We start from the raw sequence: 21,702 nt of genomic DNA on the forward strand, positions 1-21,702 counted from the left end.
CGAGTCATGGAAACCGCAATGCACACCACCACCGCAAAAAAGGTACTCTCCGTCAGGCCGGTTGGCACCCGTGCTGTCCTGGCCGAACTGGACGGACTGCAGGATGTCCTTGCCCTCCAGGACATGCTGTACAAGTCCCCGCTCCCGGGACAGGTGGACGTACTCGCCGCTGCTGAAACAGTGATGGTGGTGGGTGAGTCCGCCGCAGCCACCCGCGCCATCGGCGCCCGGCTGCTCGAGTTGGAACTCACCGTTCCGGAGGTTACTGACTCCGGGCTGGTGGTCATCGACACCGTGTACGACGGCGACGACCTCGCCGACGTCGCGGAGTTGACCGGCCTGAGCGTCGACGGCGTCATTGCGGCCCACACCGGTCAGGTCTGGACCGTTGCCTTCGCGGGCTTCGCACCGGGTTTTGGGTACATGGTGGGCGAAAACGAGGTCCTTACCGTGCCTCGGCGTTCGTCCCCGCGCACAGCGGTCCCGGCCGGTTCCGTCGCCCTCGGTGGCCAGTACTCGGCCGTCTACCCCCGCCGTTCCCCGGGCGGCTGGCAGCTGATCGGCCGGACCGGTGCACGGATGTGGGACCTGAACCGTCCGCAACCGGCACTCGTGAGGCCCGGCGACCGGGTCCAATACCGGGCCGTCCGCGAGGTTGTCACTGCCTCGGCCCATGATTCCGACGCCGATTCAGACCACCACACGGGACCGGGCCTGCGGATTCTCAACCCAGGTGCCCTGAGCCTCATAGAGGACCTCGGCCGCCGCGGATTCGGCCCGCTCGGCGTCTCCGCGGCCGGTGCCCTGGACCGGGCCTCCCTCCGCAGGTCCAACCGCCTGGTGGGCAATGCCCCTTCTGCGGCGGCCATTGAGTCCGTCAACGGCGGGCTGACTGTGGAAGCTGTTGGAGACCAAGTCCTTGCCGTCACCGGTGCGCCGACAACGCTGACCGTCCAGTCGCCGTCGTGGTTTGACGACGACGGCGACGAAGTCAGTCCCGGCGGCCAGCGGACCGTTCCCATGGCTGCACCTTTCGCACTGCTCGACGGCGAAGTCCTCACCTTGGGCGCCCCCGAGTCGGGATTCCGGAACTACGTGGCAATCCGCGGCGGAGTGGATGTGCCCGAGGTTCTTGGGAGCCGTTCGGCAGACACGATGTCCGGCATCGGGCCTGCCCCGCTGGTCATCGGCCAGGAGCTTCCCGCCGGTGACGCCACCGAATCAACAGCGGTGGGCAGCCCTGAGCTGCAACCCGGCTTCCCGGACGAGGGCGTCACGGTGCTGGACGTCGTTCCCGGCCCGCGCGCCGATTGGTTCGACCAGGCTGCGCTCGACTCCCTCACGAGCCAGGACTGGCTGGTCACACCGCAGTCCAACCGTGTGGGCATGCGACTGGACGGCACCCCGTTGAAGCGGACCCGCGAAGGCGAGCTTCCCAGTGAGGGCACCATGGCGGGTGCGCTCCAGATCCCGCCTGCCGGACTGCCGGTCCTGTTCCTGGCGGACCATCCGATCACCGGTGGCTATCCCGTGATCGGCGTGGTGCGTGATGAGCACCTGGACCGCGCAGCGCAGGTGCCCATCGGCGGCCGTATCCGATTCCGGTTCGTCCACGATTCCCCAGACTTCAGCACAACCCCAGAGAAGTGAGTATTTGATGCGTAAGGTCCTGATCGCGAACCGCGGCGAAATCGCCGTCCGCGTCGCCCGAGCCTGCGACGATGCCGGCATCTCGTCGGTAGCCGTCTACGCGGATATCGACGCCGACGCCATGCACGTTGGCGCAGCCGATGAAGCCTATAGCCTGGGCGGAAACAGCCCTGCTGACACCTACCTGAACATCGGGAAGCTGCTTGGCATCGCCGCGCAGTCCGGCGCGGACGCGGTCCACCCCGGATACGGCTTCCTCTCCGAAAACGCGGACTTCGCACAAGCAGTGATCGACGCCGGGCTGGAGTGGATCGGCCCCTCTCCGGAGTCCATCCGTCAGTTGGGCAACAAGATTACTGCCCGCGAGATCGCCGTCCGGGCCGGTGCGCCGTTGGTCGCGGGCAGCGACGGACCTGTGTCCTCTGCGGCGGAAGCACGCGCTTTTGCCGAGGAACACGGGCTTCCGATGGCCATCAAGGCTGCTTTCGGTGGCGGCGGACGGGGACTCAAGGTAGTCCGCGAGCTCGCTGAAGTGGAAGAGGCCTTCGACTCCGCTGTCCGTGAAGCCGTGGCCGCATTCGGTCGTGGCGAGTGCTTCGTGGAGCAGTACCTGGACCGGCCGCGGCACGTGGAAGCCCAGATCATCGCGGACAAGCAGGGCAACGTCATTGTGGTGGGTACCCGCGACTGCTCCCTCCAGCGCCGCCACCAAAAGCTCGTGGAAGAGGCACCCGCGCCCTTCCTCAGCGATGCACAGCGGCAAAAGATCTACGACGGTTCCAAGGCGATCATTCGTGAAGCCGGCTACTACGGTGCCGGAACAGTGGAGTTCCTCGTTTCGGCAGACGGTGCCGTCGCGTTCCTTGAGGTCAATACCCGACTTCAGGTGGAGCACCCGATCACCGAGGAAACAGCGGGGATCGACCTGGTACAGGAACAGTTCCGCGTGGCTGCAGGCCTGCCTTTGAGTGTGTCCGAGGACCCCGTCGCCAAGGGGCACTCCTTCGAATTCCGGATCAACGCTGAAGATGTCGGCCGTGGATTCCTGCCGTCCCCTGGCACGGTCGGACTTTTCGAGGTGCCTACAGGGCCGGGCATCCGGGTGGATACCGGAGTGCGTGCGGGGTCGAACGTTCCGCCGCAGTTCGATTCCCTGTTGGCGAAACTGATCGTCTCCGGAGCTGACCGGCAGCAGGCACTTCGTCGCGCGCGTCGGGCCCTGGCCGATTTCACCATCGCAGGCTTGGCCACGGTGCTGCCATTCCACCGGGCGGTCCTGGAGGCTGACGACTTCACTTCAGTGGCCGGACTCCGCGTGCACACCCGGTGGATCGAGACTGACTTCGCCGCCCAGATCCCCGTGGACCCTGACTACAGCGCGGTGGCGCCGGGCGGAGAACGCCGGACCATCACTGTTGACGTCGACGGCAAGCGGCTTGCCGTGGGACTTCCTGCCGATTTGCTGGATGGCTGGGCGCGCTCCGGACAAGGGCTTCCGGCCGCTACGGATGTCACGGGGCTGCCGGGTTCCCTCGGCGCCGATGATTCACCCGCCGAATCCGCCCTCGTCTCCAGCATGTCCGGCACCGTCGTCAAGTGGCTGGTGGAACCCGGAGCCGAGGTAGCTGCCGGAGACCCCCTGGTGGTTCTGGAAGCCATGAAGATGGAAACCCAGGTCCCGGCACACCGCGCAGGCACCCTCTCGGAAGTGCTCTCGGCTCCCGGTGGAGTGGTCTTGGCGGGCGCAGTGCTCGCCCACATCGAGTAGCGCCCGACGCGCTATGAAGTAACCGTCACGCCCAGCACCGTGTCCAGCAGGGCGTTTCGGAATTTGCCCGTGGGATCGTTGGCGCTAACGAGAGCCCGGAAGTCCTCGAAACGCGGGTAGAGGGCGGCGAAGTCGTACTCGCCGGGAGTGAAGAGCTTGCCCCAGTGCGGTCGCGCACCGAACGGGCGCAGGGCTGCCTCGAGTTCGGGCAGTACGGCCTCGACGTCGGCCTGCATCGGCTTCCAAGTGAAGTGCAGGGCCACGCTCTGCTGCTGGTAGAACGGGCTGAGCCAGAAGTCATCGGCGGCAATCGTCCGGATTTCGGAGATGAACAGCAGGGGTGCAAGCTTGTCCGCGAGACCTCGGACGGCAGCCAGAGCGGCGGGTGCATGTTCCAGCGGCAGGAGGAATTCGCTCTGCAGTTCTTCCCCGTTGCTTGGGGTGAATTCGTGGCGGAAGTGCGGCAAACGGTCCAGCCACTTTCCCGCGACATCGAGCTGCTCAGTGCAGTTCTCGGCTGACATGTCCGGGAGCGGGTGCAGTGCCGCCGTCGCCGGCGTTGCTCCGAACAGCTCCGCCAGGGGAGCTTCGGTGTCCAGCGCCTTGAGCCACACTTGGGCGATGGTGTCACCCGTGTAGTTCGTGAAGAAACTGACGCTGTAGGCACTGGAAGCGATGGTTTCGAAGTTGGCCAACCCCGCATCCCAGGACAGATCCGTGAGCACGCGTTGCCGGACCTCGTAGCTGGGCCGGACGGCAAGCTCCAGTCCTGTCACAATGCCCAGGGCTCCCACGCCCACCACGCTGGCGAGGAATTCGTCGTCGTCGGCGGTAAGGGTGACCAGCTCGCCTGAGGCGCGCACAAGGTCGACACTCACGACGGCGGCAGCCAGGGAGGGGTTATTGACTCCACTGCCATGCGTGCCGGTTTGGATGGCGCCCGCTACGGAGATGTGGGGAAGAGAGGCGAGGTTGTGGACGGCGTAACCCTGCTCTTCGAGCGAGCGGCCCAAGGCTCCGTAGCTGATGCCACCGCTGACCCTTACCGTGCTCTTGTCCAGGTCGAGGACGATTTCCTGGGGGAGGGCATCCAAGAGAATGTGCGTGCCCTCGGTGTCCGCGACCGTATTGAACGAGTGCCGGGAGCCCAAGGCCTTGATCCGGGTCGCCTGGGCCACGAGCTCTCGCAGCTCCTCCACCGACGCGGGCCGCTGGATGCCCGCGGACGAATACTCAAGGTTTCCTGCCCAGTTCTTCATTGAATTCTTCCCTTTTGAATACATGTTGGCTCCCGCAATTGTTAACGTTCACAACTAAGTGCGTCAAGGGGAGTCCACCTCGGTGAAGATAGAGTTCAAGAATCAATCGTCTGTCAGGAGCCGCCGTGAGCAAGGGACTCAAGCCCACCATCCGGGATGTTGCCACGGCAGCGGGCGTATCGCTGACCACCGTCTCTTACGTGCTTTCCGGCCGCCACGGAGGCACTACCCGGATCAGCCAGCCCACCCAGGACCGCGTCCTGTCGGCCGTGAAGGAGTTGGGCTACGTTCCCAACCAGGCCGCGCGCGGGATGCGGCGCGGCAAGACAGACGTGGTGGCCGTCGCGATTGGAAACCTCGAATGGCCGTGGGACCGGGCGTTGGCCACTGCAGCGGCGAACATCCTTCCGGAACGCGGCTATCAGCCTGTGATCCTCTTGGGCGAGGACTGGCGGAAATTCATGATGTCCGGAGGCGCGGACGGTGTCATCATCGGGTACTTCCCGGAGGCGAAAACGGAGGACGAAACCGTCACGGAACTGGCTCGCCGCGGCGTAGCCCAGGTGGTGATTTCGGAAACCATGAATCCTGCCGGATTCGACGTCCTCGCGCCCGAGACCGACGCCGGGCTGGCGGACTGCATGGAGTTCCTGACGGCGTCGCATCGAAGGATCGCTTGCCTTCGGAGGTCAGATTCCACTGACCGGCCCAAGAGCCGGTTCGCTGCTTACGCCAGTGGGCTTGAAAAGGCGGGCATTCCGCTCGATCAGTCCCTCGTCCGGACCTCTCACCATCGCCCGGCCGAGGCGTATCAGTCGGCGCTTGAATTGCTGCAGCTTCCGGTCCGCCCCACGGCCATCCTCTGCACTGACGACATGGAAGCGCTCCAGGCGGTACGGGCCGCCTTCCGGCTGGGCCTGCGCGTGCCCGAGGACGTGCAGATCGTAGGAGTGGGGAACTCCACCGAGGGGCAGGAGTTCGATCCCGCACTGACGACGGTGGGTCCCGATCCTATTTTCGAGAAGGTGGTCCGGATGCTGCTCGACCGCCTGGAGGGAACGGCTCCCGCCGACGGCGTCCGGGTCGCCTCTCCATGGAAGCTGCACCGTCGCGGTACCACGGTGGACGCCACCACGGTGGACGGCAGCAAGACGGCGGCGCAGTAGCGTCACGACCGCGGCGCAAAAAGGTCTACGTCTGGGCGTCGTTCCCGGGCAACTCCTCGCCCCAACGGGCCAGCGCGTTGATTGCTTCGCCCAGGGCCCGCCCTCTATCGGTCAGCGTGTAGGCCCGGGTGTTGTGGCGCAGGGGCAGCCGGGACAGGACGCCGGCGGCTTCGAGCTCACGCAGGCGCGTCGCGAGCATGTTGGTCGGCACTCCGAGGTCCCGCTGCAAATCGCCGTAGCGTTGTGGCCCGTCGAGCAGCCGTTCCACGATGAGCAGGGCCCACCGTGAGCCGACGACGTCGAGGGCCGCGGCGAGGTTGCTCACGCGGTCGGATCGGAGTCCGGCTTCATCCAAAACGGTGAGTAGTGGTAGCCATCGGGGTCGTCGAACTGGCGCTGGTACATGAAGGGGTAGTCGTCGGTGTCACCGATCCGCCCGCCGGCGGCGCCGGCGCGTTCGGTGAGCTCGTCCACTGCTTCGCGGCTGCCGAGGTCGAAGGAGACCGTGACCTTCGAGGGAGTGTCAGGTCCACCGACCAGCTCCTCGGCGCCACCGACGCTGGCGTACATCTCACGGCTGCCGAGCATGACGTACTGCTCGGGTGCGATCGCGAAACATGACACGTTGTGATCGGACATCTCGGTGTTGAGGGTCCAGCCGAGGGCGGTATAGAAGGCGGTGGCACGTTCGACGCTCTCAACCGGGCAAGTAATAAAGAGGCTCATGCGGTCATACTTGCAAAATGCAAGTGCGGCGTCAAGACCCCGATGCCCGCGAATTTCGGGCCTCGTGGAAGCCTTAAGGACTGAGGCCGGAAGCCAGTCCCCAAGAGCGCAAAAGTCAGTCCTTCAGCGGACGTCGCGCGAGCCACGCTGCAACGATCGCACCGGAAACGTTGTGCCACAGCGAGAACACGGCGGAGGGCAGCGCGGCCAAAGCACCGAAGTGTGCTGTGGCCAGGGTCGCGGCAAGTCCGGAGTTCTGCATTCCGACCTCGAACGCCAACGCACGGCGCGCCTTGTCATCCAGGCGGCCGAGCTTGCCTGCCAGGTAGCCGAGGCCAAGACCGAAGCCGTTGTGGAGGACAACAGCCAGGAACACGATGCCGCCTGCTGCCACGATCTTGCTGGCGCTGCCGGCCACAACAATTGCAACGATCAGGGAAATCACGACGGCGGATGCCCACGGGAGTGCCGGAAGCACCTTGGTAACAAGCTTGGACAGGAACAACCTCGCCAGGAGGCCTGCGATGACGGGAAGCAGCACGGTCTTGACGATGTCCAGGACCATGGCACCGGCGTCGATGTGGAGGAACGAACCGGCCAGGAACAGCGTCAACGCGGGTGTCACCAGAGGTGCGATCAGCGTTGAAACGGATGCCACGGCAACAGATAGTGCAACGTCGCCCTTGGCCAGGAAGGCCATCACATTGGACGCGGTACCCGACGGCGCGCAGCCCACCAGGATCAGGCCCACCGCCAGCTCCGGGGGCAGCTGGAGCAGCACGGCAATGAGCCAGCCGGCGCCGGGCATGATCACGTAGTGTGCCACGATGCCGAGCGCTACGGCCCACGGACGCCGGGCCACTGAGGCGAAATCCGGAGGGGTCAGGGTCAGGCCCATGCAGAACATGATGACGCCCAGCAGATACGGGACCGAGACGCCCATGGGTTTGAAGAGGTCCGGTACGAGGAAGCCAAGGACACCGGCAGCCACAACAAGGAGCGGGAACACCGTGACGGCAACCCGCGCAATCCTGGCCTCGGCGGCGAGGGCGGCGTTCACGGGCGCGGCTGTTTCTTCAGACTCTGGTGCGTTATTGGTTGCCTCAAGCATTCATCCATGCTCACACCTGCCCGGCAGCCCGAACGAATTCTTTACTTGCAGGCAGGCGTATATGTCAGATGACCGCTGTTTCTGAACCCAGCCGGGTCAGGAGTTGAGTTTCCCCGCCAGGCGCTCACGCATGCGGACGCTGGCCTCGTTCAGTCCAATGAATTCCACCTCGCGGCCATGGTTCCGGTACTTCTCCGTCACCGAATCCAGCACCGACACGGAGGACGCGTCCCAAATATGCGATCCATGCAGGTCGATGATTACCCGATCTATGCCGTCTGAGGAATCCTTCGCGTAGTCGAACTGCGTATAGAGATCGTTGGAAGAAGCGAAGAACAACTCCCCATCCACGGTGTACGTCGCAACCCTCTCGCCGTTCAGCTCCAGTTCGGTCCGTTCGACGGTCGCGAAATGCGCCACGCGCCTGGCGAACAGCACCATGGCGGCCAGGACGCCGACGCCGACCCCCACCGCCAGGTTGTGCGTCGCCACCACAGCGGCAACAGTCAGGATCATGACGGCGGTCTCGGACTTGGGCAGCCGCTTCAACGTCGATGGCCGTACGGAGTGCCAATCGAACGTGATCAGTGAAACGAAGATCATCACGGCCACCAGGGCAGCCATCGGGATCATGCCCACCACGTCACCGAGCACCACTACCAGGAGCAGCAGGAACACCCCGGCCAGGAAGGTCGAGAGCCGGCTCCTTGCACCGGAGCCCTTCACGTTGATCATGGTCTGCCCGATCACCGCGCAGCCGCCCAGGCCACCAAGGAAACCGGTGACGATGTTGGCCACACCCTGCCCCCAAGACACCCGGGTCTTATCGGAGCGGGTATCCGTGATGTCGTCCACCAGTTTGGCAGTCATGAGCGATTCCAGCAGGCCCACCAGCGCCATGGAAAGGGCGAAGGGAGCGATGATCCGGAACGTCTCCAGGTTCAGTGGAACGTTGGGCAGGAAGAATCCTGGCAGGCTGTCCGGGAGTTCGCCCTTGTCGCTGACGGTGGGAACATCGATGTTGCCGAGGGCTGTCACCAGCGTGATGGCCACGATCGCCACCAGCGGTGCGGGAATGGCAGTGGTCAGCCGAGGCAGCCCGAACACGATCACCAAACCAACAATGACAATCGGATAGACCATCCACGGCACGTTGAAGAGTTCCGGCATCTGGGACATGAACACCAGGATGGCCAGGGCATTGACGAAGCCGATCATCACCGAACGGGGAATGAACCGCATCAGCCGCGTCACACCGAGGACCGCGAGGACGACCTGGAAGACGCCGGCCAGGATGATCGTAGCGATCAGGTAGTCGAGTCCGTGCTCCTTCATGACGGGGGCGATCACCAACGCCACGGCTCCCGTCGCAGCGGAGATCATGGCCGGGCGGCCACCCACCAGAGCCGTCACCACGCCCATGGTGAACGATGCGAACAAGCCAATACGCGGATCCACGCCGGCAATCACCGAGAATGCGATGGCTTCCGGGATCAAGGCCAAAGCCACCACGAGTCCCGCGAGGGACTCCGTCAGCAGCCGGCGGGGCGAGCGAAAAGTCGCCCGCAATGACATGAGTTGCTCCGGAGTCATGGGTCCTTACAAGGCAGGTTTCTTACAGTGCAGTCTGGCGGTAGCGCTCAATCTGCTTAAGACGCCGCTGGAGGCTGTCGCGCCGCGGGTGCGGAACGGCGTCGGGCGCCTCGGCAGTGAGATCAATGTGTTCGGTTCCGTACTGCCACAACAGGAGGTCATCCAGGAGGCGGTCGGGACCGGGTGAGTAGCGATGGTCCAGGGCCTTGCGGACCTCTGTGATCCGGTTGGCGCTGAGAAGCCCGGCCAGTTCCACGGTCTTGGTAAGTCCGTGGGCGGCGAGCAGCTCGGCGGCCCATCCCCAGTCGTCATCAACTTTACGGTCAACGTGCGGCAGGAGCGTACGCCAGACGTCACGAACGCGGTTGGGAGTCAGGGGCGAGCCGCCTTCACCCTCCAGGTCCCAGTAGCCACGGACTTCCTCGTACCGCTCGTGAAGGTCCGCGAAAGCGCTCTCAACCGTCTCCAACATGGCCGCCGTGGCCGTGAACTGCCGGTCGAAATGCGGGGTCCATGCGCGCGGGTCCTCCGCCTTGAAGCGGATGTCGTGCTCGATCTCGCTCCAGGCGTGCGCGAAAACAGTACGGATCTGGCATTCAAAGAAGTAGCTGCCGTTGGCTGGCATGTCCGGATTGAAGACGTGCTGGTACTCCTTGACCGTTTCATTCTGGATGGTGCGCAGGATGAGGTGGCGGCTGGAGTAGCCATAAGTGCCGGACTCGATGGAACCGATGTCCTTCTCGCGGTCGCCCCGGCAATCGAAGAGCTGGCGCTGACGCTTGATGATGTTGGCCACCGCTGCGTTCTCCGCAGGGAGCTTGGTGATGACACGGATGCCCACCATGTCGTTCAACGTGCGGAAAGGGTCCGGGAATTTCAGGACGCGCGGACCACCCGGTTCCAGGGGATCATCCGTGCGGGAGATTTTTTCCCGGAACGACTCCACGGTCTTGGTCCGGCCGGTGACGAACAACGGGGTGACTTCAGCGTCGTTCAACATGTCCCGCAGGGTCAGCAGTACGTCCCGCGTGACCCGCTTCAAAGCAGGGCGGACACGCTCGTAGAGGGCCACATTCGCATCCACTGCATCCCGCTGGGCCTGGTCCAGGCTGTCCCAATTGCTTGCCATGCCCCCAGCTTACGTGGCGGCTGCGACACTGAACCGGGCCACCCGCCGTCGGGGTGCCTCTAGCCAAACTTCGGAACCGTCACGATAGGCTCAGTACAAAGGAGGGCGCAATGTTGCGGCACAAGTACAGCTACGGCGAACACCCCAGTCAGTGGGGCGAACTCTTCATACCTGAACCGAACAACGGAAACCATCGCGGCGCATCAGCTGTGGCCGGTGGAGTAGCCGTTGTGATCCATGGCGGCTACTGGCGCTCGCAATACGGCGCAGAGCTCGGCGAACCGCTGGCGCGGGACCTCGCAGCGCACGGAATCACCGCCTGGAACCTTGAATACCGGCGCGCCGGGAACGGCGGTGGATGGCCCCATACGTTCGAGGACATCCTGGCCGGGATCGACCACCTGTCGCAGATAGCCGGGGACCACGACCTCCAGCTCGGCAAAGTGGTGGCACTGGGCCACTCCGCCGGAGGACACCTCGCGGTATGGGCTGCGGGCAGGCACCGCCTCTCTGCGATCGGAGCCCCCGACGCCGACCGCCAGCTCCAGCGGGCACCGGAGGACAACGCCGTGCACCTGACGGGCGTGGTGAGCCAGTCCGGCCTCCTGAACCTTGCGGCAGCCGAGAAGCTCAACCTCAGCAACGGCGCCGTCTGCAACCTGATGGGCGGGGATTCGGCCAGATTCCCCAAACGGCATAAATACGCCGACCCCATGAGCTCGCTGCCGATCAACGTCCCCGTCTATGCCGTTCACGCCACGGAAGACGAGGACGTTCCTGCAAGCCAGTCCGAGGCTTACGTTGCCGCAGCCACGGCGGCCGGGAGCTCCGCCCAACTGCTGCGGGTCCCGGGCGACCATTTCGACCTCATCGACCCCAAGGCCGTTGCCTACAAGAAGTGCCGCGAGTTGGTGCAGCGACTGCTGTCGTAATTGTTGGGCCGCTGCGCTTCACCTCTGGCAGAGTTGACCCATGCTGACAGTCATTGGTGAGGCCCTGGTAGACGTCGTCCAACGCTCCTCTGGAATTGAGGCGCACGTTGGCGGCAGTCCGCTCAACGTTGCCGTGGGCTTGGCCAGGCTGGACCACCCGGTGCAGTTCATCGGCCGCTACGGCAAGGACGCCTACGGAGACTCCGTCGCAGCGCACCTGCGCTCAAGCTCCGTGATGGTGCCGCTTCCGCCGGATGAGAAGCCAACCAGCGTGGCCACCGCCCGGATCGACGACGACGGCGCCGCCACCTACGCCTTCGACCTCACCTGGGAACTCCCCGGCCTCGCCGGTAGGTTGCCCCTGATGCTGCAGGGCGCCACGTTGCTGCACACGGGCTCCATTGCCACCTTCCTGGAGCCTGGCGCCGCGGAGGTTCTTGCCGCCGTCGAGCATGCCCACCCGAACAGCACCATCAGCTTCGACCCCAACTGCCGGCCAAGCATCATTACGGACGTTGAGTACGCGCGGACGCAGGCCGAGCGCTTCGTAGCGCTGGCCGACGTCGTGAAGGCTTCCGACGAAGACCTCGAGTGGCTGTATCCCGGCGTCGATCCTACGGAATCCGCGCGTCGCTGGCTGTCCCTGGGCGGCGAAGAAGGTCCGGCCCTGGTAGTGGTGACGCGCGGTTCACGCGGCCCGTGGGGTATCACCCGGGCAGGCGAAACCCAAGTTCCGGCCCCGTCCGTGAATGTCGTGGACACCGTGGGTGCCGGCGACTCGTTCATGGCAGGGCTGCTGTCCGCGATTGTGGACCATGGTTTGGACGGCGCGCAGAACCGCGGGGAACTGCGGGCCATGCCCGCAGAAATGCTCGCGGCGATCATGGAGCATGCCAGCCGCGCCGCCGCCGTAACCGTTTCACGCGCCGGCGCCAACCCGCCGACGCGTGCCGAGCTGAACCACGGGCCGGCCTGACACGCACCAGCGGCTAGCCGGCGCCGTGCCCCGGTGCTACTTCTTCGCCGGCCTTCACCGGACCCGGGGGAGTGCCGTCTCCGAACGGACTGCCGCCCAGGGATTCCCGTCCATGGGGCGTCAGCCAGCCGGACAGATCCGGACCGGCGGGGACAATCTGTGTGGGATTAATGTCTTCGTGGACGATGTAGTAGTGCTGCTTGATCTGGACGAAGTCGATGGTGTCCCCAAAGCCGGGTGTCTGGAAGAGGTCCCTTGCGTAGCCCCACAACGCAGGCATTTCGCTGAGCTTGTTCCGGTTGCACTTGAAGTGTCCGTGATAGACGGCGTCGAAGCGTGCCAAGGTGGTGAAGAGCCGGACGTCAGCCTCAGTGATGGAGTCGCCCACAAGATACCGCTGGCTACTGAGCCGTTCTTCCAGCCAGTCCAAAGCAGTCCACAGGCGCGCGTAGGCGGCGTCGTAGGCTTCCTGTGATCCTGCGAAGCCGCATCGGTAGACGCCGTTGTTGACCTCGGTAAATACGCGCTTGTTGACCTGGTCGATTTCCTCGCGGAGGTGCTCCGGATACAGCTGGGGCGCCCCGGGGCGGTGGAAATCCGTCCACTCCGTGGAAAAGTCGAGCGTGATCTGCGGGTAGTTGTTGGTCACTACTTCGCCGCTGGGGATATCGACAATGGCCGGGACGGTGATGCCTCGCGGGTAGTCCGGGAAGCGGCGGAAGAACGCCTCCTGCAGGCGCTCGATCCCCAGTACGGGGTCCTTGCCTCCGGGATCAAGGTCGAAAGTCCAGGAGCGGGCATCGTGGGTGGGGCCAGGCTGGCCGAGGCTGATGGCATCCTCAAGTCCCAGGAGCCGCCGCACAATTACTGAGCGGTTGGCCCACGGACAAGCGCGGGCCGCGATCAACCTGTAGCGCCCGGGCTCTACGGGCCAGCCGGGCTCTCCGTTTGGGCCGGCAGCGCCGTCGCGGGTGATGCGGTCCTCGATGTAGTTGGTGTCGCGGGTGAACTCACCGCCGGTGACGTACGCGCCGCGTGTGCTGTGTTCTTCGCTCATGGTCTTGTCACTCATCAACTCAGCCTATGCTCCCGGTTTTGGAAATGTGGAGGCTTTCCGGTGCGCAGCCGCCTGTTTCGCTCCAACGTAGACTGGCATGATGCGGCTCGTAGCAAGCGATATAGACGGCACCATCCTCGGTCACGACGGAAAAATCAGTGACCGGACCATCAAGGCATTCCAGGCATGCCGCGATGCCGGAGTGGAACTCGTCTTCGTCACGGGCCGTCCGCCGCGCTGGCTGTACCCGCTCCAGGAGCAGCTCGGGCACAGCGGAATCGTGATCTGTTCCAACGGTGCCGTGGTGTGGGACTTGGAATCGGAGAAGGCACTCTCCTCGTTCGTCCTCGATGCGGAGTCCGTTTTTGAGGCCCGCCGGATCATCAAGTCCATCCGCCCTGACGCCCTGTTCGCTGTGGAGACGCTCACCGGCTTCCAGCTGGAGCCGGGGTTCATCGAAAACGAAACCAGCGAACTGCTTGCCGAGTTCACCCCAAAACCGCTGGACCAGACGCTCACGGCGGATGACGCCGTCGTAAAGTTCCTTGCCATTACCCGCAAGGGGACGCCGGACGAGTTCCTGGCCGAGGTGCAGCCGGCTGTCGCGCACCTCGTGTCCACAACGCACTCAGCTCCCCGGACTGCGATGCTGGAAATGTCCGTGCCGGGGATCAACAAGGCAGTCACGCTGGCCAAGTACGCAGAGTCCCTGGGGATCGAAGCCGCCGATGTTGTTGCGTTCGGGGACATGCCCAATGACATCGAGATGCTCCGCTGGGCCGGTCACGGTTACGCCATGGCCAGCGGGCACCCCGAAGCGATCCTCGCTGCCGGCCGGCAGGCGCCGCATTTCGACGACGACGGCGTGGCCCAGGTTCTGGAGGCGAAACTGACGGAGCAGCGGGTCTAGTTCCGCCCGAAGTTCCGCCCGACGCGGGGAAGCCAACAGCTCACTGACGAACGGTAGCGGCGGAATTCGGGTCCAAAGCGGTTTTCGAGGTCTGCTTCCTCCAGCGGCCGAACGGCGTAGTTCCAGACCAACGAGCCGATCATCGCGTAGGCGACCACGAGCCAGGACCCCAGGATGAGTCCCACCCCGATGCCCTGGGCGATGCCGGCAACGGCCATCGGATTGCGGACCCAGCGATACGGCCCGGCGATGACGAGGTGGTTGGGCATGGCCGACGGCAGCGGGGTGCCGCGGCCCTTGGATGACATGGTTACAGCGGACGAGACGCCGAGAATGCTCGCCAGCACCAGGACCACGGCACCTGCGATGACGGCAAACTGCGGGACAGGCAGGGACACCAGCCATCGACCTTCCAACCATGAGATGACCAGTGGGACTGCGACAAGGAAGAAGCCCCAGAAGAGGATCATTTGCGCGATGGTCGCGCTCACGTGGGCCGTTGGAGGCCGGTTCGAAGCGGCGGAGCGGAACGCGAACGGGCCGCGGATGATCCAGTCCGTGGGAACCCGCCCCAGCAGGACGAAGCAGAGCGCCAGGCCTGAGCAGGCGGTAGCGGCAATCATCATCAGGACGCCCAGGCCCGCTTCCGTGGTGAATGTGGCGTAGACAGCCAGCGCGGTTGCCACCAAAGCAGTCCAGCCCGTGGCCACCACGGCCGCCCACCGGATGCCACAAGCTGCGAGGGCCGAACAGAGCACGAACAGCGGAATGTCGAGGGCGGCCACAGCGACGGGGTCAAGGGTGCCCAGGGTGGCTGCACGCACCGGGGGTGCCAGGAAAACCAGGGTCCACCAAGCCAGCCCGGCAACCGCCTGCATTGCGAAGTAGGCCCGCCCCCATCCCTGCTGTCCTGTGGCACGCAGCACGGGGTTCACGGGTGGCGTACGCCCTCGCCGGAAAGCAACGCGCGGTAGCCCTCTCTGTAGCTCGGGAACGTGAACTCGAAACCCGTCGCCCGGAGCCGTTTGTTGGAGCAGCGCTTGTCGCCGGGGCCGGCGTCGGACGCGCCCTCAGGTGCCGCCGTCGGGGGTTCAGTGCACTGCAGCTCGGACGCGAGGAACCGCATGACGTCGCCCATTTCGGCGGCGTGATCGTCAACGCCCACGTAAACCTCGTCCGGGGCAGCTCCCATGGTGGTCAGGTGGACGATCATGGCGGCGGCGTCGTCCCTGTGGACGCGGTTGGTGTGCCGGGGTTGGGCGGGGATGACGGCCTTGCCGCTCCGGACCTGGTCGATCAGCCGGGTGCGTCCCGGGCCGTAGATCCCGCCGAGCCGGAGGGAGATTGGCTGGGTGCCCGTTCCGCGGGTCCGGGCGAACAGCAGTTCCTCCGCTTCCAGCAGGACCTTGCCGCTGAACCGCGTGGGCTCCGTGGGTGTTGACTCGTCCACGACAGCTCCACCGGAATCCTTGTACACAGCGGTGGAGGAGACGAAGAGGATCCGCCGCGGTTCAATGGATTGCCGTTCCAGCGCATCCAGGACGTTCTTCACGCCGTTCAGGTAGGCCGCGCGATAGGCCTCTTCTGTGGAGGCGTCGGCTGCGACGGCCACCACCACAATGTCCACATCGGCCGGCAACTCCGGGAGCTCCACGGAAAGGTCCGCGTAGACGCCACGGATCTGCGGAGGCAGCTTCCCGGGGGAACGCCGCAAGCCCACAACCTCGTGGCCCGCCGCAGCGAAGCGAAGTCCGGCTTCGGTTCCGAGGTCGCCGCATCCGGCAATCAACACAGTCATGTCCCTAGTCTTGCAGTTTCAGGCTGTCACCGACTTCCCAGCCTCCATACAACCGGCGTTCACCTTGCGCCCGTAGGCTTCCAGCCACGGACCCGTTCGCATCGTGTCTACCAGTCGAAATGCAGGGGGAATCATGGCCAAGCGCAGGATCAACGATTTCAACACGGCGCCGGTGCGGCGCGTCGAACCGGATCACCACTGGCGTTCCTTGCGCCAGGGCGACCGCGTCAGCGTCACGCTCACGCCCGGGTATGAGTCGGCGGGAGTGATTGACGCCGTCACCGGCGATGCCACCGCCGTGTGGGTGGAGCTCGACGGCGGCCGCGGCAGGACGCTGGTTCACGTCAGCGACGGCGTGGCGATAGTTCCTCACGAAGCCTGACGCGCCAAGCCCGACGCGCGGCGCGTGACCCACGCGCCTGACACACGCCGTCGGGAGAGCCGTTCGGCTACGCTACGGGTGTGACGCTGCCCTATTTCCTCCGCAAGGACGGTTCGCTGGGACCTTTGGCCTTCGCGCACCGCGGTTTCTCGTTGGATGGCCTGGAAAACTCCATGGCGGCTTTCAAAGCCGCGGCGGAACTCGGCACCGTGCACCTGGAAACGGACGTCCACACCACGTCGGACGGCGTGCTGCTGGTCTTCCACGACTCCTCCTTGGACCGCGTGACCGATTCTGTCGGCAAGATCGCGGAGTTGACGGCAGCAGAGGTAGCCGGGGCACGAATCGGTGGTGTGGAACCTGTTCCGACCTTTGATGAGCTGGTGGCCGCGTTGCCGGATGCCCGGTTGAACCTGGATATCAAGGACTGGAATTCGGTGCGCCCGATGGCCGAGGCCATTGAGCGGCACGGGATCCATGATCGCGTACTGGTCACCAGCTTTTCCGACAGGCGCCGCAGGGCAGTCCTGGCCAAGCTGTCGAATCGCGTTGCTTCGTCGGCGGGCAGCTCCCTCACCGCTCTGTTTGTCCTCCTGGGCCCCGTGCTGCCGGCACCTTTGGCACGCAGGCTGCTTGCCGGCGTCGACGTTTTCCAGGTTCCCGTGCGCTACGGCAGGTTCCGTGTGGTGACCCCGGGATTCATCCGCCGTGCCCATCGCCTGAACAGGCAGGTGCATGTGTGGACCATCAACGAACCCGCCGAGATGGAGCGGCTCCTGGATCTTGGCGTGGACGGGATCGTGTCCGACCGCCTGGATCTGCTCAAGGAAGTCCTGGTCCGTCGAGGCCAGTGGGTCTAGCCAAACTCGGCGGGGTTAGTTCCGGGTTTCGATGGCTGCCGGCGGAGCTGGCTGGCCCGGATCCTCTCGAGGTCGAACTTGGGGCTGCGATCGAACGTGAAGATGCCGTTCTTCTCCTGGAAGACATCCGTCAGCTGCGTGTAGCAGTACCCAAACATGTCCGGATTATCCAGCAGGACGCCACAGAGTCCCTCGAAGCGGGCGTAGAACTCCTCTTCGCTGCTGACGCGCTGGCCGTAGCCCCAGGAACTTTCGACGTCGGTGCCTGCCGCCTCTGCTGCTTGGTGCGCTTCGGCCTCGTTCCACCAGATACCGCCGAATTCGGAGACGAAGTATGGCTGCCCGGCGTACGGCACCGAGTACTCCTCGCCGTCGTCCTTCCGGTTAATGTATGGCTTCCCGTCAGCAAGGCCCTGTTGTTCGATGCGGAAGCGGTCGGGATCTTGTTCGTAGGAGTGGGAATCGTAGATGTCCGTGTCCCGGATCCGGTGGGAGTAGCCTGATGCGTCGATCACGGGCCGTGTGGGGTCCGCGAGCTTGGTGGCCAGGAACATGGCCTGGGTGACGTCGTCCAGAACAGTGAGGCGGTCATGCAGCACTTGGTGGGTCTCGTTGAGGGGACACCAGCCGACGATGGACGGGTGGTTAAAGTCGCGCTGCAGGACTTCCAGCCACTGCGCCACAAAGCTGGCAGTCGGTTGTTGGTTGTGGCCGATGGTGCCGCCGCCCGACACGCCCCAGTCACCGAATTCGCCCCACACCAGATAGCCCAAACGGTCTGCGTGGTACAGGAAACGCTCTTCGAAAACCTTCTGGTGCAACCTGGCGCCGTTGAATCCCGCAGCCATGGACAGCTTGATGTCCTTGACCAAGGCGGCCTCATCGGGGGCGGTCATCAACGAGTCCGGCCAGTAGCCCTGGTCCAGGACCAGCCGCTGGAAAACCGCATTGCCATTGATGCGGACAACCTTGCCGTCCAAGGCAATCGAGCGGATGGCGGCATAACTGCTCACTCGATCCACCACCTCGCCGGCGCCGTCCCGCACGCTCACGTCAAGGTCGTAAAGGAACGGCTCCTCCGGCGACCAGGGGCGCATCGCTTCGGCTGGGATGGTGAGCCGGAGCGACGGCGTGAGGTCCAGGTCTGCCTTGGCCTCCGCCTCAATCCGCAGGTCTTTCTTATCGCTGAGGACCGCAGTGACTGTGTGCCCGCTCCGGTTCCGGCTGAGCGGGACCTCCACTGTGATGTTTGAATCGGCCAGGCTGGGGGTCATCCGGAGGCGCTTGATGTAAACCTCGGGCACGGCCTCCATCCACACCGTCTGCCAGATTCCGGTGGTGCGCGTGTACTGGCAATGCGTGTTGTTGTACCAGGTGGCCTGTTTGCCGCGTGCCTGCATCCCGTGCCGCGAGTCCCTGGCGCGGACAACGATGACGGCATCCGTCCCAGGCTCTGCGATGCCACCCAGGTCGGCCGTGAACGGAGTGAAACCACCCCTGTGCCGCGCAACCTCGACTCCATTCACCCAGACTGTCGCGTCGTGGTCCACAGCGCCGAAGTGGAGGAGCACGTTGTGTCCGGACCATTCCGGGGGAATGCTCACGGTCCTTCGGTACCAGACGGCTTCCATGAAATCGACGTGCTCGATCCCGGAAAGGGCCGATTCCGGGGCGAACGGGACCAGAATCGAGCTGTTGAGTTCGCGGGTGGCGAGCCCGCGCTCCACGCCGGAGTCCCCGGCGTCGATCTCAAAACCCCAGGTGCCGTTGAGGTTCATCCACTTGTCGCGGACCAGTTGCGGGCGGGGGTGCTCGGGCTTGGGCATGGCGGAGGTCACATTTTGCGTCACACTCAAAAACCTAACGTGAGATGGTGGTCAGTACCACCAGCCGCTGCGGGAGGAGACAGCCGTGACGAAGTTCCGTTTAGCCATTCTTGACGACTACCAGCAGGTTTCCGGGGACTACGCTCCTTGGGATTCACTGCCCGACGACGGCGTGAAGGTCAGCGTTTTCAGCGCACCGTTCGTCTCGGAGGAGCAGGCTGTGGCCGCCTTGACGCCGTTCGACATCGTTGTCGCGATGCGTGAGCGGACCCGCTTTCCGCAAAGTGTCCTGGATTCCTTGCCCAATCTGAAGCTGCTGGTGACCACCGGCATGGCCAATGCCGCGATTGACATGGAGGCAGCATCCGAGCGGGGGATCGTGGTGTGCGGAACGGGTGGATCCCCTGCCGCGGCGCCGGAGCTTGCCTGGGCCCTGCTGCTCGCTTTCGCACGGAACCTGCCTGTGGAGGAGAACTCACTGCGGGCGGGGGAGTGGCAGACCGGCGTCGGATTTGAACTTGAAGGCAAGACGCTTGGCATTGTTGGCCTGGGGAAGATCGGCAAGCGCATGGCCGGGTACGCCAAGGCGTTCGGCATGGACGTCCTCGCATGGAGCCAGAACCTCACCGCGGAGACCGCTGAGGCGGCAGGTGCCCGCTTGGTCAGTAAAGAGGAGTTGTTCAGCGAGTCGGACATCGTGACGCTGCACCTGCGGCTCTCCGAGCGAACCGAGGGCATTGTGGGCTCCGAGGAACTGCGCCTTCTGGGTCCCGACGGGGTCTTGGTCAATACCGCCCGAGGCCCCTTGGTTGACGAGGTTGCCCTGATCCGCGCCCTGGAGGAGGGCTGGATCCGGGGCGCCGCCCTTGATGTCTTCGAGGAGGAGCCCCTTCCCGCAGGGCACGCGCTCCTGCATTCCCGGCGGACTGTCCTCACGCCGCACATCGGGTACGTGACGCACGAGAGCTACCGGAAGTTCTACGGAGAGGCGTTTGAGGACGTCAAGGCCTGGTTGGCGGGTGACCCTGTGCGGGTGCTGGGCGGGTAGTCCCCTGGTGCGAGGGGATACGTGCGGCGGGAACTACTGCGACGCCGTCAACGCAACGTTACGTTCGGGCAAGCGCTTTCCCGGTAAAGCTGGCAAGATGGTCCCATGCGTATCCTCATTGCCCCGGACAAGTTCAAGGGATCCCTGACCGCCGCCGAAGCCGCGTCAGCCATGGCCGAGGGCGCGCTCCGCGTTTACCCGGATGCCGTGACCACGCAGTTCCCGGTAGCCGACGGTGGCGAAGGCACGCTGGATGCCGCCATTGCCGCGGGCTATGAGGAACGGAACAACGCCGTAGTTGGTCCCATCCTCAAGCCGGTCGGTGCCTCGTGGGGGATCCGGAAGGACTCCTTCGGCGGGGTGACCGCTGTGATCGAAACGGCCATGGCCTCAGGCCTGGCGCATATGGAGCCGACTCCGGAGAACTCCCTGCGCGCCCACAGCTACGGTTGCGGGCAACTGATCGCCGCCGCCCTGGATGCCGGGGCCACTGAGATCGTGCTCGGTGTGGGCGGCTCGGCAATGTCCGACGGCGGCAGCGGAGCCTTGCGTGCGCTGGGGCTCAAACCGCTCGATACGGCAGGAAATGTGGTCCCGCTGGGCGGCGGCTCACTCGCAGACGCAGTTGCCCTCGACGTCTCGGAGCTGGATCCCCGGCTGTCGGCCGTGAAGTTCCGCATCGCCGTCGACGTCCGGAACCCGCTGTACGGGCCGGAAGGTGCCGCGCACGTTTTCGGTCCGCAAAAGGGTGCGGATGAGGACGCGGTCGAAAAGCTCGACGCCGGGCTCCGCAACTGGGCATCGCTCCTTCGGGAAACCACCGGCCGCGACGTGAACGTTCCGGGAGCTGGAGCGGCGGGCGGGTTCCCGGCGTCGTTCCTGGCGTTTACGGATGCTGCGCTGGAAGGTGGTTTCGCGCTGGTGGCCGGTCTCACCGGGCTCGCCTCGCACTTGAGCGAGGCCGATCTTGTGATTACCGGGGAGGGGTCCATGGATGAACAGTCCCTCACCGGAAAGGCGCCCATCGCACTGGCTGACGCGGCCAGCGTGCACGGCATTCCGGTGATCGCGGTGGCAGGCCGTATCACTGTGACCCCCGAGGATCTCGCGAAGCACGGGATCGTGGCTGCGGCGCAGTTGCTGGACGTCGCGCAGCGCAGAGACGGCGTTCCGGATGTCGCCGATGCAGTCGCCAACGCCGCCAAGTACTTGGCGTGGGCGACGAGCCAGGTTCTCGAGGGCGCATAGGTTCGCCCGGCAGAACTACTGCCTGTAGCCCTCGACTTCGCTGATCGGGCGGGCCTCGGCGTCGTCCGGGTTCTCCCCGGCATGCTTCTTGGCCCGGCGCTGCCGCAGCAAGTCCCAGCACTGGTCCAGCTGGGCTTCCAGCTGGGAGAGACGCGCGCGGCTGTCGTCGCCGTCGGTCTCCGATCCCGCCGAGTCGCGCAGATGATGCTCTTCTTCCACCAATGCCTGGATTCGTTCCAGAAGATCCTGCTCGTCCATGGTCC

At 64.9% G+C, this 21,702-nt stretch carries 21 protein-coding genes; 10 read left to right on the forward strand and 11 right to left on the reverse strand.

The window, feature by feature from the left end; genetic code table 11:
* Positions 1–6 precede the first annotated feature (6 nt).
* Complete coding sequence (locus PV760_RS14345; protein ID WP_110504826.1) at positions 7–1,650, forward strand: 5-oxoprolinase subunit B/C family protein; 1,644 nt, start codon at positions 7–9, stop codon at positions 1,648–1,650.
* 7 nt (positions 1,651–1,657) lie between these two features.
* The gene (locus PV760_RS14350; protein WP_354628093.1) at positions 1,658–3,418 is read left to right on the forward strand and encodes an acetyl/propionyl/methylcrotonyl-CoA carboxylase subunit alpha; all 1,761 of its coding nucleotides are present in this window, start codon (positions 1,658–1,660) and stop codon (positions 3,416–3,418) included.
* Positions 3,419–3,429: 11 nt separating this feature from the next.
* On the opposite strand, the gene PV760_RS14355 is transcribed toward PV760_RS14350, so the two are convergent.
* Positions 3,430–4,677 carry a D-arabinono-1,4-lactone oxidase gene (locus PV760_RS14355; protein WP_354628094.1) on the reverse strand — a complete coding sequence of 416 codons (1,248 nt, stop codon included), beginning with the start codon at positions 4,675–4,677 and terminating at the stop codon, positions 3,430–3,432.
* A 125-nt stretch (positions 4,678–4,802) separates the two neighbouring features.
* On the opposite strand from PV760_RS14355, the gene PV760_RS14360 reads away from it, so the two are divergent.
* Positions 4,803–5,843 carry a LacI family DNA-binding transcriptional regulator gene (locus PV760_RS14360; RefSeq protein ID WP_354628095.1) on the forward strand — a complete coding sequence of 347 codons (1,041 nt, stop codon included), beginning with the start codon at positions 4,803–4,805 and terminating at the stop codon, positions 5,841–5,843.
* A 25-nt stretch (positions 5,844–5,868) separates the two neighbouring features.
* Here PV760_RS14360 and PV760_RS14365 read toward each other — a convergent pair whose 3' ends face one another.
* From PV760_RS14365 to PV760_RS14385, 5 genes are all read right to left on the reverse strand, one after another.
* Positions 5,869–6,168 (reverse strand): winged helix-turn-helix transcriptional regulator, encoded by a 300-nt coding sequence (locus PV760_RS14365; protein ID WP_018778431.1) that lies wholly within the window; start codon positions 6,166–6,168, stop codon positions 5,869–5,871.
* The gene (locus tag PV760_RS14370; RefSeq protein WP_018778430.1) at positions 6,165–6,569 is read right to left on the reverse strand and encodes a VOC family protein; all 405 of its coding nucleotides are present in this window, start codon (positions 6,567–6,569) and stop codon (positions 6,165–6,167) included. The genes PV760_RS14365 and PV760_RS14370 overlap by 4 nt, the downstream gene beginning before the upstream one ends.
* Positions 6,570–6,684: 115 nt before the next feature.
* Positions 6,685–7,680, reverse strand: coding sequence for a bile acid:sodium symporter family protein (locus tag PV760_RS14375; RefSeq protein ID WP_110504839.1), 996 nt, complete (start codon positions 7,678–7,680; stop codon positions 6,685–6,687).
* Between the two features lie 96 nt (positions 7,681–7,776).
* Positions 7,777–9,273 (reverse strand): SulP family inorganic anion transporter, encoded by a 1,497-nt coding sequence (locus PV760_RS14380; RefSeq protein WP_018778428.1) that lies wholly within the window; start codon positions 9,271–9,273, stop codon positions 7,777–7,779.
* Positions 9,274–9,295: 22 nt separating this feature from the next.
* On the reverse strand, positions 9,296–10,402 hold the full coding sequence (locus tag PV760_RS14385) for a GTP pyrophosphokinase (protein ID WP_018778427.1): 1,107 nt from the start codon (positions 10,400–10,402) through the stop codon (positions 9,296–9,298).
* Positions 10,403–10,512: 110 nt separating this feature from the next.
* Between PV760_RS14385 and PV760_RS14390 the strand changes: the two genes are divergently transcribed.
* Together PV760_RS14390 and PV760_RS14395 are read left to right on the forward strand one after the other, a co-directional pair.
* Positions 10,513–11,334, forward strand: coding sequence for an alpha/beta fold hydrolase (locus PV760_RS14390; protein ID WP_039239051.1), 822 nt, complete (start codon positions 10,513–10,515; stop codon positions 11,332–11,334).
* Positions 11,335–11,374: 40 nt separating this feature from the next.
* Complete coding sequence (locus PV760_RS14395; protein ID WP_110504841.1) at positions 11,375–12,310, forward strand: carbohydrate kinase family protein; 936 nt, start codon at positions 11,375–11,377, stop codon at positions 12,308–12,310.
* Between the two features lie 13 nt (positions 12,311–12,323).
* On the opposite strand, the gene PV760_RS14400 is transcribed toward PV760_RS14395, so the two are convergent.
* Positions 12,324–13,382 (reverse strand): glutathione S-transferase family protein, encoded by a 1,059-nt coding sequence (locus PV760_RS14400; RefSeq protein WP_354628096.1) that lies wholly within the window; start codon positions 13,380–13,382, stop codon positions 12,324–12,326.
* Positions 13,383–13,467: 85 nt separating this feature from the next.
* Between PV760_RS14400 and PV760_RS14405 the strand changes: the two genes are divergently transcribed.
* Positions 13,468–14,277, forward strand: a complete 810-nt coding sequence (locus tag PV760_RS14405; RefSeq protein ID WP_354628097.1) for an HAD family hydrolase — start codon at positions 13,468–13,470, stop codon at positions 14,275–14,277.
* Here the strand turns inward: PV760_RS14405 and PV760_RS14410 are convergent.
* Positions 14,274–15,155 carry a methyltransferase family protein gene (locus PV760_RS14410; protein ID WP_354628142.1) on the reverse strand — a complete coding sequence of 294 codons (882 nt, stop codon included), beginning with the start codon at positions 15,153–15,155 and terminating at the stop codon, positions 14,274–14,276. The two genes, PV760_RS14405 and PV760_RS14410, sit on opposite strands and share 4 nt — an antisense overlap.
* Before the next feature lie 53 nt (positions 15,156–15,208).
* Positions 15,209–16,075 (reverse strand): NAD-dependent epimerase/dehydratase family protein, encoded by an 867-nt coding sequence (locus tag PV760_RS14415; RefSeq protein ID WP_354628099.1) that lies wholly within the window; start codon positions 16,073–16,075, stop codon positions 15,209–15,211.
* Positions 16,076–16,208: 133 nt separating this feature from the next.
* Between PV760_RS14415 and PV760_RS14420 the strand changes: the two genes are divergently transcribed.
* Both PV760_RS14420 and PV760_RS14425 read left to right on the forward strand, forming a co-directional pair.
* Entirely contained in the window at positions 16,209–16,457 is a 249-nt protein-coding gene (locus tag PV760_RS14420; protein ID WP_055976641.1) for a hypothetical protein, read from the forward strand.
* An 80-nt stretch (positions 16,458–16,537) separates the two neighbouring features.
* Positions 16,538–17,317, forward strand: coding sequence for a glycerophosphodiester phosphodiesterase family protein (locus PV760_RS14425; protein WP_354628100.1), 780 nt, complete (start codon positions 16,538–16,540; stop codon positions 17,315–17,317).
* Here the strand turns inward: PV760_RS14425 and PV760_RS14430 are convergent.
* Positions 17,314–19,155 (reverse strand): glycoside hydrolase family 2 protein, encoded by a 1,842-nt coding sequence (locus PV760_RS14430; protein ID WP_354628143.1) that lies wholly within the window; start codon positions 19,153–19,155, stop codon positions 17,314–17,316. The genes PV760_RS14425 and PV760_RS14430 overlap by 4 nt on opposite strands.
* A gap of 73 nt (positions 19,156–19,228) precedes the next feature.
* Here PV760_RS14430 and PV760_RS14435 point away from each other — a divergent pair, with 73 nt between their 5' ends.
* Both PV760_RS14435 and PV760_RS14440 read left to right on the forward strand, forming a co-directional pair.
* A complete protein-coding gene (locus PV760_RS14435; RefSeq protein WP_354628101.1) occupies positions 19,229–20,191 on the forward strand; it encodes a D-2-hydroxyacid dehydrogenase family protein in 963 nt (320 codons plus the stop codon).
* Between the two features lie 105 nt (positions 20,192–20,296).
* Complete coding sequence (locus PV760_RS14440) at positions 20,297–21,439, forward strand: glycerate kinase (RefSeq protein WP_354628102.1); 1,143 nt, start codon at positions 20,297–20,299, stop codon at positions 21,437–21,439.
* 15 nt (positions 21,440–21,454) lie between these two features.
* On the opposite strand, the gene PV760_RS14445 is transcribed toward PV760_RS14440, so the two are convergent.
* Positions 21,455–21,697: a DUF2630 family protein gene (locus PV760_RS14445; RefSeq protein WP_018778415.1), complete on the reverse strand. Its 243-nt coding sequence runs from the start codon at positions 21,695–21,697 to the stop codon at positions 21,455–21,457.
* Positions 21,698–21,702 lie beyond the last annotated feature (5 nt).

The organism is Paenarthrobacter sp. CC6 (assembly GCF_040560085.1).
Classification (GTDB): Bacteria; Actinomycetota; Actinomycetes; order Actinomycetales; family Micrococcaceae; genus Arthrobacter; species Arthrobacter nicotinovorans.